The 15,539-nt window shown below is 57.3% G+C and carries 13 protein-coding genes; 10 read left to right on the forward strand and 3 right to left on the reverse strand.

Going from position 1 to position 15,539, the window contains the following annotated elements; genetic code table 11:
* Positions 1 to 80 precede the first annotated feature (80 nt).
* Positions 81 to 623, forward strand: a complete 543-nt coding sequence (locus tag HII33_RS01080) for a DUF2975 domain-containing protein (protein ID WP_179393949.1) — start codon at positions 81 to 83, stop codon at positions 621 to 623.
* Positions 624 to 633: 10 nt separating this feature from the next.
* On the forward strand, positions 634 to 852 hold the full coding sequence (locus HII33_RS01085; RefSeq protein WP_179393950.1) for a helix-turn-helix domain-containing protein: 219 nt from the start codon (positions 634 to 636) through the stop codon (positions 850 to 852).
* A gap of 331 nt (positions 853 to 1,183) precedes the next feature.
* On the opposite strand, the gene HII33_RS01090 is transcribed toward HII33_RS01085, so the two are convergent.
* Positions 1,184 to 1,507 (reverse strand): hypothetical protein, encoded by a 324-nt coding sequence (locus HII33_RS01090; protein WP_179393951.1) that lies wholly within the window; start codon positions 1,505 to 1,507, stop codon positions 1,184 to 1,186.
* A 98-nt stretch (positions 1,508 to 1,605) separates the two neighbouring features.
* Here HII33_RS01090 and HII33_RS01095 point away from each other — a divergent pair, with 98 nt between their 5' ends.
* From HII33_RS01095 to HII33_RS01105, 3 genes are all read left to right on the forward strand, one after another.
* On the forward strand, positions 1,606 to 1,950 hold the full coding sequence (locus HII33_RS01095; RefSeq protein WP_179393952.1) for an iron-sulfur cluster biosynthesis family protein: 345 nt from the start codon (positions 1,606 to 1,608) through the stop codon (positions 1,948 to 1,950).
* A gap of 192 nt (positions 1,951 to 2,142) precedes the next feature.
* A complete protein-coding gene (locus HII33_RS01100) occupies positions 2,143 to 4,362 on the forward strand; it encodes a DEAD/DEAH box helicase (protein ID WP_179393953.1) in 2,220 nt (739 codons plus the stop codon).
* Positions 4,363 to 4,442: 80 nt separating this feature from the next.
* Positions 4,443 to 4,886 carry a hypothetical protein gene (locus HII33_RS01105; RefSeq protein ID WP_179393954.1) on the forward strand — a complete coding sequence of 148 codons (444 nt, stop codon included), beginning with the start codon at positions 4,443 to 4,445 and terminating at the stop codon, positions 4,884 to 4,886.
* A gap of 279 nt (positions 4,887 to 5,165) precedes the next feature.
* Here the strand turns inward: HII33_RS01105 and HII33_RS01110 are convergent, their stop codons facing one another.
* The gene (locus HII33_RS01110; protein WP_179393955.1) at positions 5,166 to 7,952 is read right to left on the reverse strand and encodes a cation-translocating P-type ATPase; all 2,787 of its coding nucleotides are present in this window, start codon (positions 7,950 to 7,952) and stop codon (positions 5,166 to 5,168) included.
* Positions 7,953 to 8,162: 210 nt separating this feature from the next.
* A complete protein-coding gene (locus tag HII33_RS01115; RefSeq protein ID WP_179393956.1) occupies positions 8,163 to 9,551 on the reverse strand; it encodes a hypothetical protein in 1,389 nt (462 codons plus the stop codon).
* 163 nt (positions 9,552 to 9,714) lie between these two features.
* Between HII33_RS01115 and HII33_RS01120 the strand changes: the two genes are divergently transcribed.
* The 5 genes from HII33_RS01120 to HII33_RS01140 all read left to right on the forward strand — a co-directional run bounded on the left by HII33_RS01120 (position 9,715) and on the right by HII33_RS01140 (position 15,519).
* Complete coding sequence (locus tag HII33_RS01120; protein WP_179393957.1) at positions 9,715 to 10,701, forward strand: LacI family DNA-binding transcriptional regulator; 987 nt, start codon at positions 9,715 to 9,717, stop codon at positions 10,699 to 10,701.
* A gap of 109 nt (positions 10,702 to 10,810) precedes the next feature.
* On the forward strand, positions 10,811 to 12,496 hold the full coding sequence (locus HII33_RS01125) for a glycoside hydrolase family 66 protein (protein ID WP_179393958.1): 1,686 nt from the start codon (positions 10,811 to 10,813) through the stop codon (positions 12,494 to 12,496).
* Between the two features lie 14 nt (positions 12,497 to 12,510).
* The gene (locus tag HII33_RS01130) at positions 12,511 to 13,761 is read left to right on the forward strand and encodes an extracellular solute-binding protein (RefSeq protein WP_179393959.1); all 1,251 of its coding nucleotides are present in this window, start codon (positions 12,511 to 12,513) and stop codon (positions 13,759 to 13,761) included.
* Positions 13,762 to 13,777: 16 nt separating this feature from the next.
* Positions 13,778 to 14,686, forward strand: coding sequence for a carbohydrate ABC transporter permease (locus HII33_RS01135; protein WP_218841885.1), 909 nt, complete (start codon positions 13,778 to 13,780; stop codon positions 14,684 to 14,686).
* Entirely contained in the window at positions 14,686 to 15,519 is an 834-nt protein-coding gene (locus HII33_RS01140; protein WP_179393961.1) for a carbohydrate ABC transporter permease, read from the forward strand. The genes HII33_RS01135 and HII33_RS01140 overlap by 1 nt, the downstream gene beginning before the upstream one ends.
* The last annotated feature ends 20 nt before the right edge of the window (positions 15,520 to 15,539 follow it).

Raw genomic sequence — 15,539 nt, forward strand, 5'->3', positions numbered from 1 at the left:
TTCAAATTTTCACATTGGTCGTGCATATCGTCTGACGATATGATATTATCGTTTTGCGATAACAAACAGGGGGTGGCGACATGAATGGGGCAGACTTAGTTCAAGGGCGCACGCGTACCGCCGTGCGCGTGCTGAAGTGGGCGTTCGGCCTGATCCAGTGGGGCAACGTGGGCATGGCGATCGGATGGCCGACATGGCTGATCCTGCAGGCACGCCAGGCCAAGATCGGGCCGTGGCTCCCGGCCAACCACTGGCTGCCGATGGAGACGACCACGATCACGATCACCTATCCGGATCGACCGAAGTGCGTGCACACGTACGTGGGGATGGGATTCTTCGTGTGCTGGCTGATCGGGATCGTGCTGGGTTGTGTGGCGGGGTTCTTGATGTTTCGGGCGTTGCGGCGGCTGTGCCAGGCGATCGAGGCCGGCGTCTTCTTCACTGCAGGCAACTTGGCGCTGTGGCGAACGGTGGTGCGCATGGCCCTGGCGCAGTGGGGGCTGGCCGCGCTGGGTGGGCACCTCGATGCGACCGGTCTGTTGTTGGTGGTCAGCGGCTACGTCTTGGCGGTCTTGTTCCGGTATGGTCTGGCGCTTCAAGACGACGCTGACCAGATGATATAAGGATATCAAGATGATCAAAGTTACCTTAGACCAGGTCATGCGCGCACGCGGCATCAGTAGCGTCGAGCTGGCCCAAGCGATCGGCATCACGCCGGCGAACCTCTCCATCCTCAAGACCGGTAAGGCCAAGGGGATCCGGTTCAGCACGTTGGCCAAGCTCTGCCAGGTGCTGGACTGCCAGCCCGGCGAGCTGCTGGCGGCAGAAGACACGCCGGCAGACGCCAAATAGGCCGAGCGGCTGAGACATAAAAGCGTTTTGGCCCAGAATATAAGCGTGTCCTCCGGCAAACCCCTAGGTTTTGCTGGAGGACACGCTTACTCGGCTTGCGCTGCCCGCTCGAACGCAGTGAGTTACGGGCAGACATGCGTTAGAACGCCGTGCTGCGGCCTGCGGCTATGCCGGACGGAAGCACTGGTACTCACTGCGGTCTTCGGTATAGCCGGACGGAAGCACGGACGGCGCTTTGTGACTCGTCTTGTTTTGGAATCGTCTTGCCGCTATCGTGAGCCGCTGATGATGGCTCAGCCCTTGGCCGATCGGGCGTCGAATCAGAGGCCGCTCAGACCAGCGGCCGCGCGACGAGCTCGATCAAGCCCTTGTGCAAGGCGACGTTGATGCGGTCGATCGGCTGCTCGAGGATCTTCTGGTATTCCTCCAAAACGTCATACGGCAGGGGTGTCATGGCGTGGAGGTCGTCGATCACGTCGGCTACACGGTCGGCCTTGGTCAGGTCGCCGAAGATGTCGATCTTGCTCAGGCAGTCTGTCAGCAGTGCAGACAGCTGCGCATCTGGTTTACCGCTCAGGTCGGTGATGACCACTTGCTGGTGGTTCAACGGCTGGTGCTCGAACTGGATCACTTTTAACGCGCGAAACACATTCATAGCGCTCACCTCTTGTTTTATTCGATTGTATGCCTAAGTGCTGCCCAAAGACAATGATTTGTGCATCATGCTACGATGGAAGGGAAGGAGGCGATGCAATGCATGAATTGACGATGACCCCAGAAGCTCAGGAGAAGATCAGCGATTGGCTCCCTGCAGATCGCGCCCTGGTGCTCGACCTCGATGACGGGGTCGGCCCGTTCTCCAAAGCGGGTGTCTGCAGCCTGGACGTGTCGTTCCGGCTGTTGGCGGTGCCACGAGACGACTTGGCGGCGCCGTACACCGAGACGGTGAGCTCCCCTGTCGGCCCGGTCCACATCAAGGACTACACGGCCAACTACTTCACTGAGGCCCCCCGCCTGGCGCTGCAAGGCAGCCGGCTGGCCCTGAGCAACAACACTGGACTGGTCGACTCTAACGTCGAGCGCGTGTTGGTGGATTGACGCCCCACGAAGATCGGTGCCCTGGACCCCCGGGGTGCCTTTTTTTGTCCCCAGAGCGGCGGACTCGCGGGCTTAGCGGGAACCGCAGCTCGACGAGCCAGAGCGGCGGACTCGCGCCGGCTAGACCCGCGTGTACAGATAGTGTAAAGTGGCCTCAACGGCGGCCTGACCACAGGCGCCAAGGAGGTTGGAATGACGATCGAACGACCGGATCGCGCCGCACTGGCAACGGCGATCCGCACAGCCCAGCAGACGCAAGTGGCGCTGGAGGCGTGGCAGGCCAAGTTGACCACCGCCATGGCCGCCCCGTTTGACCAAGCGCGGCAGTTACACGACGCTGCGGTGCAGGCGGCGGTGGCCGCAACGGTGCTGCCACCGATCATCGCGGCAGATTCCAAGCCGGTCACCCCGGCGCTGGCGGCTGCTGGCATCACGACGCTCGGCGAGTTGCAGGCGGTGATCTACACCGAGGCGAACGTGGCGGGATTGAGTGCAGCGACGTGCAAAAAACTGCGGCAGTTCTGCTCGGACCAGGTGACCGCAGTCGCCGAGTCGACGCCGCTGCGCCTCGACTTTGACCGCGACCCGCAGCATAGCGCCGATCTGTGCCGCAGCGCGCTGGCGTGGCCAGTGTTGCAAGTGGCGCAACAAGCGCTCGCGCCGGTGGCGGACACTGTCGCTGCGCTCGGCCTGACCGTGGCGACGTTGCCACTGAACCGGCTGACACCGCTGGGGTGGTGGCTGACCGGTGCGACCCGCAAGGCGCAGCTGGCGACAGCGGCGACACAGGTGATCGCTGCCGCCCCGGCCACCGCCCAAGCGCTGGCGGATGCCGTGGCCCCGCTGGTGGCGGCGCAACCGCTGGCGCTCGACGCGGTGCGTGCACGGTTCGAAGCGGATGCCGCGAGTTTTTATGCCTTATTCGAGCAGCTGGAACTCGCTGGGACGGCCCCGACGGCGGTGGCGCTGGATCCGTTCGCCGACTTGATTCAAGCGGCGCCGACCGCCGCAGACCCGACGCAAGCGGCACTGCAGACCCTGGTGCGCCGGGTAGGGGCGATCGACTACACCAACCCTTACCTGACGGCCACGCTGCGTGGCTGGCAGGCGTTCGGCACCCGCTACGCGCTGGCGCAGCGCAAGGTCTTGCTCGGCGACGAGATGGGCCTGGGCAAAACGCTGGAGGCGCTGGGCGTGATCACCAGTCGCCTGGCAGCCGGCGACACGCACGCGCTGGTGGTCGCGCCGGTCAGCTTGCTGACGAACTGGCGCCGCGAGGTCCGCAAGCACACGACGCTGGTGCCCCGCATCCTGCACGGGGACGACCGCGCCGCGCAGCTAGCCGCTTGGCAGGCGCAAGGCGGGGTGGCGGTGATCAACTACGATCAGCTGTGGCGGCTGCCGGCTTCGGCGCTCACCGCGGTGGACGTGCTGGTGGCCGATGAGGCGCAAGCGCTTCTGAACCCGCAGGCCAAGCGGACGCAGGCGGTCACGCGCTTGGCCCGGCAGGCTGACACGGTGATGTACATGACCGGCACGCCGATCCAGAACCGGCTGGAAGACATGCTCAACCTGATCGCGCCGCTACAGCCCGCGATCTGCGCGCAGCTGGCGGCCGGGCCGCAGCTCTACGCCGAAGACGCCTTCAAGCGCGTGGTCGCCCCGGTCTACCTCCGCCGCAACCGGGCGGATGTGCTCAAGGAGCTGCCGCCGCTGGAACGCCAAGACGTCTGGGTCGATTTTTCCCCAGCAGAGCGTGCCCAGTATCAGGTGGCGGTGCACGACGGGAACTTCATGGCGATGCGCCAGGCCGCCTGGCTGCCCACCGAACCGGCGGCGCAGGCCCCTAAGCGTGCGTGGCTGGTCAACTTGGCGCAAGAGGCGGTCGCCAACGGCCACAAGGTGCTGGTGTTCTCCTACTTTCGGCGCGTCCTGGACCTGGTCGAGCAGGACCTCGGGGCGTTGTGCTTGCCGCCCATCACGGGCAGCTTGAGCCTTGGTGAGCGTCAGGCCCTGCTCGATGAATTCGTGGCCCGCCGCAGTGGGGCGGTGCTGTGCGCACAGATCCAGACGCTGGGCCAAGGCGTGAATTTGCAGGCCGCCGACACCGTGGTGTTCGCCGAGCCGCAGCTCACCCCGGCGACCGAGGCGCAGGCGTTGTCGCGCGTCTACCGCATGGGTCAGACACGTTCGGTGACCGTCTACCGCCTACTGACCGAGCACGCGATCGACCAGCTGATCCGTGCGCGCGCCGCTCACAAGCAAGCGGTCTTCGATCAGTTCGCCAAGGACTCTTCGGTGGCGGCAGCGACCGAAGACGCGACGGCCCAGGCCAGCTCCGCGTTGCTCAGCCAGCTGGTCGCGCAGGCTGCGGCCCAGGCGCGCCCAGATGCGGACTGGGACCAGTACTGACGAACTGGGCTTAAGACGGATGCCGGTAAAAGCGGTTCCATGCTATAATTGTCCCAGCATGATCTGGAGGGGGTGGCGTGATGGCCAAGCGAACACGGGCCACGCAGCGTCAGGCGAAGAAGCCAGGGACAGAGAAGAAAGCGAGCGCGGCCGGGTTGGGGGTCGTTGCACTGTTAGCGGTGCTCAAGCCGCTGTTCACCGGGATCAAGGCGGTGATCGACATCGGGTTCGACGGGACAGACGGGTTCGATCGGTTCGCGGTCGGGAACCCGATGATCGCCGGGCTGGCGATCGGAACGGTGATCGCGGTCGCAGGCTGGTTGGTGATCCGCAAGCTCCGGCCGCGGAACCTGCACAGTCAGACGAGCTACGCCGCTAAGGAAGACGGCTACACGACATCGGCACCGACCCTGACGCGCGCAGATCGCACGCCGATACGGCGCAACCTGCTTGGCATCGGCGTACTGGTGATCGCGGTGGTCGGGCTCGTCTTGGGGCTCGTGGCGGCGCTGATGCTGGCGTGATCGGGGCGCTGAGCAGTGGGTTCGGCGGGCTGGCCCTGCCGTAGTGGGGTAGCGGTCGGACCACGCGAGAAACAAGACGAGATAAACGGGAGGATGAGCCATAATTAACGGCTCAGGAATGAACCAAGACTATTCCAGAATAGTCCGAACAAAAAGCAACGCCCTAGCCGTATAAATCAGGCTCCCCACAAAACCTAAGTTCGGGTTTTGCAGGGAGCCTGATTTATACTCTGGGCTAAAACCGCTTTTTGTCTCAGCCGCCTTTGTCATCCCGTCGCGTCACCGGCGCATGGCCCACCAGAGCTCCTTGAGTCCCGACAGGACGAAGGTCGGGATCGCCGGCAGGAAGATCACGGCGAGGTAGAGCTCGGCGCTCAGCGGGGCGGTCCCCATCACGGTGTTGAAGAATGGGAACAGGGTGACGAGCAGCGAGGTGACGGCGGCGAAGCCGACGGCGATCAGGAGCTTGCCGTTTTCGAACGGGTTGCGGCGGAACAGGGTGCGGGTGCTGCGGGCGTCGAAGACGTGCCAGAGCTGGCCGAAGACGAGGGTCAAGAAGCCCAGCGTCTGTGCCTCAGACGCGCGCATCCCTTGGTGAGCGCCCCAGAGGAAGGCGACGTAGACCAGCCCCCCCATCACGATGCCGCGGAGGAAAATGCGCCCGAGCATGCCGTCGAGGATCGAGGCGCGCACGTTGCGCGGTGGCTGCCGCATCAGGTCGGCCTCGGGCACATCATAGCCCAGCGCGAAGCTCGGCAGGGCATCGGAGACCATGTTCACCCAGAGCACCATCAGCGCCGTCAGGGTCGGGACGGTCGCGGCGACCTGACCGACTTGGTGCGTCATCAGGAGCACCCCGAACAGCAGGGCCAGCACCTCGGCAACGTTGGTGGTCAGCTCGTGGCGCATGAAGTTCTTGATGTTGCCAAAAATCGTGCGGCCAGCCGCGACGGAGTTCTCGATGGTGGTGAACTTGTCGTCGAGCAGGATCAGGTCTGCGGCGTCTTTGGTCACCTCGGTCCCGTTGATTCCCATCGCGATGCCGATGTCGGCGGCGCGCAACGCCGGGGCGTCGTTGATCCCGTCGCCGGTCATCGCGACGATCTCATCGTGGCGCTGCAGGGCGTGGACGATGCGCTGCTTGTGCTCTGGCGAGACGCGCGCGTAGACCCGGATGTCTGGGACGATGGCGTACAGCTCGTCATCGCTCATCGCTTCGAGCTCGCGGCCTTCCACCACGCGGGCCGTGTCGTCTTCGACGATCCCCAGCCGCGCAGCGATCGCGCGGGCGGTCACCGCGTGGTCACCGGTGATCATCACCACCTGGACCCCGGCTTCATGCAGCGTGCGCACGCTTTGGCGCACTTCCGGGCGCGGGGGGTCGATGATCCCGGCCACGCCGAGCAGGGTCAGGTGTTGCTCCAACTCGGCGACGCTGCCGTGCAGTGCGAGCTCGCGGTCGATGTCACGCAGGGTGACGGCGATCGTGCGCAAGGCGTCGCTGGCGAACCCGAGTACCTGGGCCTCGACCGCTTCGCGCGCCGCGTCGATCGCCAGCAGGCGGTCGCCTTGCTCGACCCAGTCGGTGTGCGCGAGCACCACGTCGGGGGCGCCTTTGGTCAGCACCTGGTACTGCTCGCCGTCTTTGATCACAACGCTCATCATCTTGCGTGTCGAGTCGAAGGGCAGCACGCGCACGAGGTCGATGTTGCGGCCGGTGTTCTTATCTAACAGGGTGTCGCGCTCGATATCGACTTTGTGACCCATCACCACCAGCGCGACGTCGGTCGGGTTGCCGAACGGGGCGCTGCGACCGTCGTCGTCTTCGACGATCGCCGCCTCGTTGTTCAAGACGCTGGCGAGCATGAAGCGCTCGTAGCTGGCGGTGTGCGCCGGGTCATCGGGCAGGATCTCACCGATCGGCTCGTAGCCGTTACCTTCCACTGTGTAGGTCGCGCCGTTGGCGTAAAATCGGGTGACGGTCATCTCGTTTTTGGTCAGTGTGCCGGTCTTGTCCGACGCGATGAAGCTGGTGGACCCCAGCGTCTCCACTGAGTTCAGCGACTTGATCAGGCCGTTGTTCTTGGCCAGCATGGTCGCGCCGATCGTCAAGACGATCGACAGCACCGCCGGCAGGGCGTCCGGGATCGCGGCGACGGCTAAGGCGATGGCGGTGGACAGCGATTCGGCGACCGCGGCGAACGACAGTGTGCCGGTGGTCTGGTACGCCTTGAATAGCTCCAGCCCGAGGGTCAGGAACACGATCGCAATGGCGACGATCATCAGCTTCTTGGTCAGCGCTGCGATGGTGCGCTCGATCGGGGTCTTTTTGTCCACGACCTGGTGCAACAGCGTGGCGATCTTGCCCAGCTCCGTGGTCATGCCGGTGCCGACCACGACGCCCAGCCCGTTGCCGTGTGTGACCATCGAGCCAGAGTAGCCCATGTTCGTGCGGTCACCCAGCTCGGCGTCGCCGACCAGCGCATGGGTCTGCTTCGCCACCGGCTCGGCCTCGCCGGTCAGGTGGGCCTCGTTGACCTGCAGCTCGGCCCGGTGCAGCCAGCGCACGTCGGCCTCGATGAAGTCGCCGGTGCGCACGGAGATGATGTCGCCGGGCACCAGCGTCTCCGCCGGGATCTGCCCCCACTCGCCGTCGCGCAAGACGTTGGCGTGGTGGTCAGCCATCGACTTCAAGGCGTCCAGCGACTTCTGCGCGTTTTGCGCCTGCCAGAAGCCCAGCCCCGAGTTCACGAAGATCAGGATCAAGATCGCGATGCTCTCGTAGATCGCGGCCATCCCGTGGGCGCGGTTGCCCGTCACCAGCAGGTCGTAGGCGGCGCTGCCCCAGGCGAGGAACACGGCGATGAACAAGATGATGACCAGCGGCTCCTTGAGTGTGTCGAGGAACTGGCGCCACGCGCTAGGCCGCGGTGGCGTCGGTAAGGCGTTCGGGCCGTGCTGATCCAGGCGGGCTTGCGCTTCGGTCTGAGTTAACCCGTGCGTGCGGTCCGTGTTCAGTTGGGCCAGCACGTCGGCCTTGTGTTGTGCGTATGGGGCTTGTGACATGAAACAATTCCTCCTTTGGGGGTGGTCGACCGGTGGCTGAGACCGCGCAGACGCGGACCAGGCCAAAAAGGGCGCAAGCGACAAGAACCTTTCCTCCCCGGGAAAGTGATTCTTGAAGCTTGCGCCCAACCGATGGTTCGTATTGATTTGTTATAGCTAGCTTAACGTGTTGCGAATAATGCTGTCAAGCTATTTGACCCGGTGAACTGGTCAGTTGCCGGCGGCTTGCGCCCAGATCGCCGTGGTGAGCTTGGCGTCATAGCGGTAACCTTCGACTTCGCCTTCGGCCACCGCGTAGTGGTACCACGCGCCTTCGCCGGTGCTGGCGTCGTAGCGCAGCTTGGCGCCGTCGCCCAGCATGATCTGAAGCTCGATCACGTTGCCGTGGACCGTGGCGGGCTCCGGGAACTCGAGCAGGTCGACGGCCAGTCCCTCGGCTGCAAAGTCTGATGTGATCGCTTGCTTGAACTGATCGACCGTCAGCTTAGGCGCGACGATCTTGGCCGCATCGCGCGTCAGCTTGGCCGTGTCGGCTGCGGTAAAGTCCTTCATCAGGTTGCCGCTGGCGATCTTGTTCCCGTCGCGGGTGAGCGTGTACGCGCCGCTCAGGGTCGCCGTCAGCGTGCACTTGAAGTTGGCCGACAGGGCCTCACCCGAAAAATTCAGCGTACCGATATCGGCGGTGTAGGTGGTCCCGCTGATCTGGTCGTGATCGACGAAGAACGCTCGCACTTGATCGAGCCGGCTGCGATCGTAGCCGCTCGCCTTGGCGTAGGCGAGCAGGACACGCTTTTGCCGGTCGCTGGCGCTTAGGGCCTTAAGGTTATCGAGCTCAGCGGCCTTCTTGTCCACTGCGGTGAGCAGCGTCTGGTAGGCCGCCTTGAGCCCGGCGTACTTCAGCTTCGCGACATAGGTTTTGAAGGCGGTCAGCTGCGCGAGGGTGACGCCGGACTTGAGCGTGCCGTCGTCGGCGATCACGGCGACTTGCTTCTTGAGCGCCTCGCGTTCGGTGATCTGGGCCTTGGCGAGCGTTGTCGCCTTCAGCAGTGCCACGTTCAGCGTGGCGTTGACGGCCCGCGCTTTCGCGGCCGCCTTAGTCACGGTCGCCGTCGTCACCTCGTCTTGCACGATCACGTCGGTGTGGGTGGTCGCACCGGTCAGGACCGGCGACTGGAACAGCGCGTTGACCGCCGCCGTGGCGGTCTGGGCGGTGCGCAGCGTCTTGATCTGCTTGGTCAGCTTCGCCTGCGCCTGGGTGAAGGCGGTGTACTTGGCCGCGGTCGCCTTGTCGGTGGCCTCGGCGTACGGCTTGGCGGTGGTGGTCAGTTGGTCGGCGTCTCGCTGAAGGGCCGTCACCGTGGTGGGGGTCACATCGGCTTGGAGATAGGCTTGCTGGTCGTCCGTCCAGCTCTTGGTGATCTTGGTCTGGAGCGTTGCCTGATCCTGCTTGAGTTGCTTGAAGACAGTGGCGGCCTGGGCCTGGCGGTGGGCCGCCTGATTGTGGCGCACGAGCAAGAAGCCCCCGACGGCCAACAGCAACAAGACCACGAGTCCGATGACCGCAAAGATCACGCGATTGCGGCGAGTCATTCTTTTCATATTCTTCCTCCTAATATTACGATATGTAGAATACCATAATTTGGTTTTCAAAGAACGGGCAAAGATGCGGTACCCCCCAAACTTGTTTTTTAAGCGCTTACTATTGTCACGTCTAACCGCGTGTGCTATATTACTTACGTAAACGTTTACCTGGAGGTCGACTATGCCAACAATTAAAGATATTGCCACAATGACTGGCGTATCGATCGCAACTGTTTCACGTGTGCTAAATAACCAAGGGGGTTATAGCGAAGAGACGAGAGAAAAAGTTGAGAATGCAGCGCGTGAGATCAATTACTACCGTAACGAAATGGCGGCGAGTCTAAAGAAGAGTTCGGCGCGAATTATCGGATTGATCATGCCTAACGCACCAACGCTGTTCTACGGTGACATCGTGGAAGGTATCGAAACGGTTGCAAGCCGCAATAACTATAGCGTGATTATCACGCACGCAGGTCAAGACGGGACTAACTTGATGGACTGCGTGAGCCTGATGGCGGAGCGGCGAGTTGAAGGCCTTGTGATTGCGTCGATGTCTCTAAACAAATCTGTGGAAGAGCAAATCAAGAACCTGACTTTTCCAGTGGTACTTGTATCCACTTGTGCTGGGACGGACATTCCATTTATCAAAGTTGACGACGAATCCGCAGCTTATGATGCGACTAATTATTTGATTGAGCACGGACATCAAGAAATTGCAATTGCAGGACCTAATCTGAGTGATCAGATTGCGGGGTTGCCGCGTGTCACAGGCTATCGTCGCGCAATGACTGATCACGGTTTAGTTGTCGAACCGGAGTGGATTCACCCTGGGACTTTTTCATTTGACTCTGGAATTGCCGCGATGCATGCGTTTTACAATCTAGCTCACCGACCGGATGCCGTTTTTGCGGTTTCTGATGATACAGCCTTAGGGGTCATGAACACCGCCATGAACCTAGGCTTACGGGTGCCCGAAGACCTTGCGGTGATTGGGTATGACAATACTAGAATCGCGAGCATGGCAAACCCTGCATTGACGGCCGTTAGTCAGCCTTTTTTTGAAATGGGGGCCAAAGCGGTACAGAAGATGATTGGTGCAATCGATTCAGGTCGTGAAATTGATTCGGAAATTCTACACCATCGTATTTTTGAACGGCGTTCTGTCTAAGGCTTCAAGATGGGTCATTGGACACAGTTACTGTAGATAGTTTGTCGATGGCAGTAAGAAAAAATTTTTTAACGTAAACGTAAACGTTTACGTAGATAGGGGGATTAGTTTGAAGGCGACGCTTGATAAAGTTCAGTATACCTACTCGGACCAAATAAAAGTGCAGATCATGCTAGATAAGGCACCCGAGTCGCTCCACTTTCGTTTTTATCGATTGATGGACTGTATCTTGACTAAAACTGTCGGAAAAAGTGAATTCGGTTCTTTGACGTTTAGCTTTTCCGCAACTGTACTGGCATTAGATTCTCAGGCTGCTAACGGAATGCTGTTGATTGTTGAGGCAGAGGGTGCAAGTGGGCAGTTGATTGATTCAACGTCAGTCGTGTTTGATATTGTGGCGTCTCCATACCAGACGCCGAGATATGGTTTTGTGAGCGATTTTAGTACGCGAGTCGATCCAACGCGAGTAATTTCCTCGCTACGTAGATATCATATTAATATTGTCCAATATTATGACTGGATGTATAGGCACCATCAGTTGTTGACCGATCAACCGGAATACGATGATGCGATGGGCAAACATATTTCTTTCAACACCGTCAGCGGACTGCAAGAGGCGGCTCATGCCGCTGGAATGAAAAATATCGCTTATGCTGCGATTTACGGTGCTCAACCGGAGTATGCTGAGTCACATCCAGCGGAGCGACTCTACAGCATTAGGGCGCAACCGTTAAACTTTCTTCCTCAGATTGCGTACATGGATGTTCATCTTAGTAGCGGTTGGGCACAACACATTGCCAATCAGTTCGTAGCGACGCTTGAACAGGGATTTGATGGATTACACCTTGACACATACGGCTTTCCAAAAGAGGCGTTAAGCCACGATGGACAAGTAAGGTATCTGCGTGATGACATTCCAGCGTTGATCCAGATGTTACGACGTCGGTTAGATCTCAATGACGCGACAAGGAATAAGGCAACAATTTTTAATAACGTCAATGGTTGGCCGTTGTCTGCTACTGCTCAAGCACCAACTGAAGCTAATTACATTGAGGTATGGTCGCCTCATGACACGTTATATGATCTCTATTTGTTGATTCAGAAGGCAAGAGCCATGGCACCGACGAAACCTGTCATTTTGGCTGCCTATCTCCACCAGTTTTTGGGTATAGATGAACATTCTCCAGTCAGCGACGTTGATGCTGCGTTGTATTCAAGCTTACTAACGATGGCTACAATCTATGCTTCCGGTGGGTTTCACCTGGCCTTGGGCGATGATGCTCGAATCTTGACGCAGGCCTACTATTCGGATAATGCGCCAATGTTTGGTCCAGTTCAAGAGCGATTCCAGTCATACTTGGATTTTGTCGTTCAGAATGAAGCCTTACTCATCGCCCCCGAGCTAGTGGACGAAACAGAAGCAGTAGTGGACGGGATTAATGACGAGATTGTCTTGCAGGGTGTGTCGTACGCGTCCAAACCGGTTGTGGGTCGGGTGTGGGTATTGGTCAAAAAAACTAAGACGTTCGAAGTCATACATTTGATCAATCTCGTCGGAGCAGCGCATACGCAGTGGGCAGAGCGCAACGAAGGGCACCCTGACCTGTGTGAGCATATTGTCATCAGAGTCGAGTCGGTTGCGCGCAGACCCAAGCGTGTGTATAGTGCGTCACCCGATTCATCGAACTGGAAGGAATTGTCGTATCAGATATTCGAGTCAGAACGAGGCATTTTTTATGAAATTGCAGTACCACAGCTGTTGATCTGGAATTTGATTTATATTGACTACGACTAAAGGAGCGAATAAAAATGAAAAAACAGCAGCTTATGTTTACCTCACTTTTCATTGCCACGATTCTTGCAGGATGTGGAAGCAAGTCAACTCAGACGCCTCAGCAGTCATCTGATCAGAAGGTGACGATCACGATGTGGCAGACTTTTTCGGATGTGGAGACCAAGGTTTTTGACCAGAAAGTGATTCCTGCGTTTGAGAAGGCTAATCCAAATATCAAGGTAAAAGCGACGCGGATGCCTTCCGGTGATGAGTACAACCAGCAGATTATTCAGGCGGTTTCTGGCAATAGTGCGCCGGATCTCGCACGAGTTGAAGTTACGGCGGTTCCTAAATACGCCAAGTTAGGGGCATTTTATCAAATTGATAAACAGAAGGACTTTGAGCAGTTCTCTAAGCAACTAGTCAAAGGACCGCTGAGCACTAATCTTTATGAGGGTCATTACTACGGGATTCCGCTGGATACGAACACGCGGGTCGCAATCTATAATAAAGCACTTCTGGCCAAGGCGGGACTTAAAACACCGCCCACTGATTTTAAGTCCTTGATAGATAAAGCTAAAGGTATTGTGGACGATGAGACATTTGTCTTTGGCCCGGCCGGGAGTAGCTCTTGGGGGCTGATGCCGTATTTCTACTCACTAGGCGGAACATTTGCCAATAAAAAGAGCACCAAGGCAACGGGTTATCTCGACAGTAAGGCTAGTATTCAAGCGATGAAGACGCTCGTTGAGTGGAATAAGAAAGGGTATATGGGCAAGTCCTTGACTGGCGGCCTTGGGACTTGGGAAGGTCTGAACGGTGGAAATTACCTGATGATCGACGACGGTCCATGGTATGCGCAGGCGAATAAAAAGACTGCCAATCAGGTGACCTATGCGCTTTTTCCGAAAGGTAAAGCGGGTAGCCTCGAAGTGATCGGTGGGGAAAACACTGTTATTTTTAATAGCAGTAAGCACAAGGAAGCCGCATATAAGTTTGCAAAGTACTTGGCCTCTGACAAGGCACAGACAATTTTCGCTAAAGAACTCGAGATGCTACCGGTTAACCGAACAACCAGCAAAAAGCCAGTCGTTCAGGACAATGAATTGATGGCACTGTATTCCAAACAGCTTGACACCGCAGTATCGCGAATCCCATCGGCAAAGTGGGAACAAATCGACAAGACTATTTCATTAGCGTTTGAGAACTGCCTAGTGAAAGGCGGCGATCCAGCAGCAACGTTAAAGGATGCCGCTATGAAGGTTGATACTTATCTAGCTGAGTAGGATGGGAGACGGCATAATGGCACACACGAAACAACGAAGGGAGAATATGACCGCGCTGATGTTTATTGGTGTGGGGCTCTTTCTCTTCACGGTATTCATCTTCTATCCACAGGTTAAAAATGTCTATATGGCATTCACGAATTACAACATTATGCCAGGCTCTGAAAATCGATTTGTCGGGTTTGAAAACTTCAAATCAATGTTTGCAACTGGCGGGACATTCGGTAATAGCGACTCGTTTATGTTGGCATTACGAAACTCCGTACTTGCGGTGCTAGTTACCGTGCCAGGGCAGCTTATTCTTGGGTTGGTAATTGCGATCATGATCGATCGAGTTAGCCATGGTCGTTTATTTTATAAAGTGATGCTATACATTCCGGTAATCTCTAGCTGGGTCGTGGTTTCAATCCTGTTTAAGTATCTGTTCCAAGATACTAAAGGCTCGCTGATTAACTATTATCTACTCAAACTGAATCTGATCAGCCATCCTGTCGCCTGGCTTCAGAACACATGGACCGCCAGTGCGGTAATCTGGGCTTTGTGTATATGGAAAGGCGTTGGTTGGGTAATTATTATTTACAATGCGGCCATACAGACCTTGCCGAAGGAACTGTATGAGGTGTCATACTTGGAAGGTGCGAATCCGATTCAGCGGTTTTTCTACATTACGCTGCCCTTGTTGAAAAAAACGACGATTTATGTGGTGGTTCAGCTGACAATCGGGGCATTCGGCATAATGATACAGGTGATGCTGATCACGGCAGGTGGGCCGATGGGAACAACAGAAACGCTAAACAGTTATATGTACAGCAAGGCGTTTACTGAATTCCAGTTTGGCTACTCGTCGGCGGTCTCACTGGTGATGGGGGCAGTTGTAATTGGAACTACGCTGCTTCAGCGAAAGTTAATGCGGGAGGAGAAGTAATGAGAAAAAAGCAACGCTCTTTACAAATTTTTCTTCACGTTATCCTTATCGGTCTTGTCCTGTTCTCGATCTTCCCGTTCTTGTACATGCTTGCAACGGCAATGACTGAGGATTCGTACACAATGCCCTACCCGCCGGTGATCATTCCGAAATCGTTTTACTTTGGTAACTTTGTATCTGCATGGACTTCCAGCAACTTTGCTAGATTTTTTATGAACAGCTTATTTGTCTCCACAGTCTCCACGATGCTGACTATTATTGTGTCGGTGATGTCTGCCTATGGTTTTGCGAAGATCAATTTTACGGGTAAGAATATCCTCTTTAACCTGTACATTTTTTCCATGATGATTCCAGCGGTTCTATCGCTAGTTTCACAGTATACCGTTCTGAACGCTGTGCACCTAATCGATACTTATACGGGTTTGATTCTGCTCTATGTTAGTGGCGGGATCGCAGGAAACATGTACTTTCTAAAGGGATTTATCGAGGATATTCCCGCGGAATATGAAGAGTCGGTGTATATTGACGGCGGTAGCCGATGGACAGTCTTGCGCCACGTTATCTTGCCAATGTGCAAGTCCTCGATAGCGACCTTGGCCATCTTGTCGTTCATGGGTTCATGGGATGAATTTTTCTCGGCTTTGACCATTATAAAAACAGAGTCCAAACGAACATTGCCGATTGCGATCAAGATGTTTCAAGGGCAAAATGCGACGCAATGGGGATTGGTTTTTGCAGCGTCGCTTATCGCTTTGGTTCCAATACTGCTGATCTTTATCACCTTCCAAAAAGCATTTGTGAAGGAAAACGAAGGCGGCGGAATCAAAGGATAAACGGCGATCTAGCTATGTAA

The sequence above is a fragment of the Lacticaseibacillus absianus genome, from assembly GCF_013407595.1.
GTDB classification, from domain to species: domain Bacteria; phylum Bacillota; class Bacilli; order Lactobacillales; family Lactobacillaceae; genus Lacticaseibacillus; species Lacticaseibacillus absianus.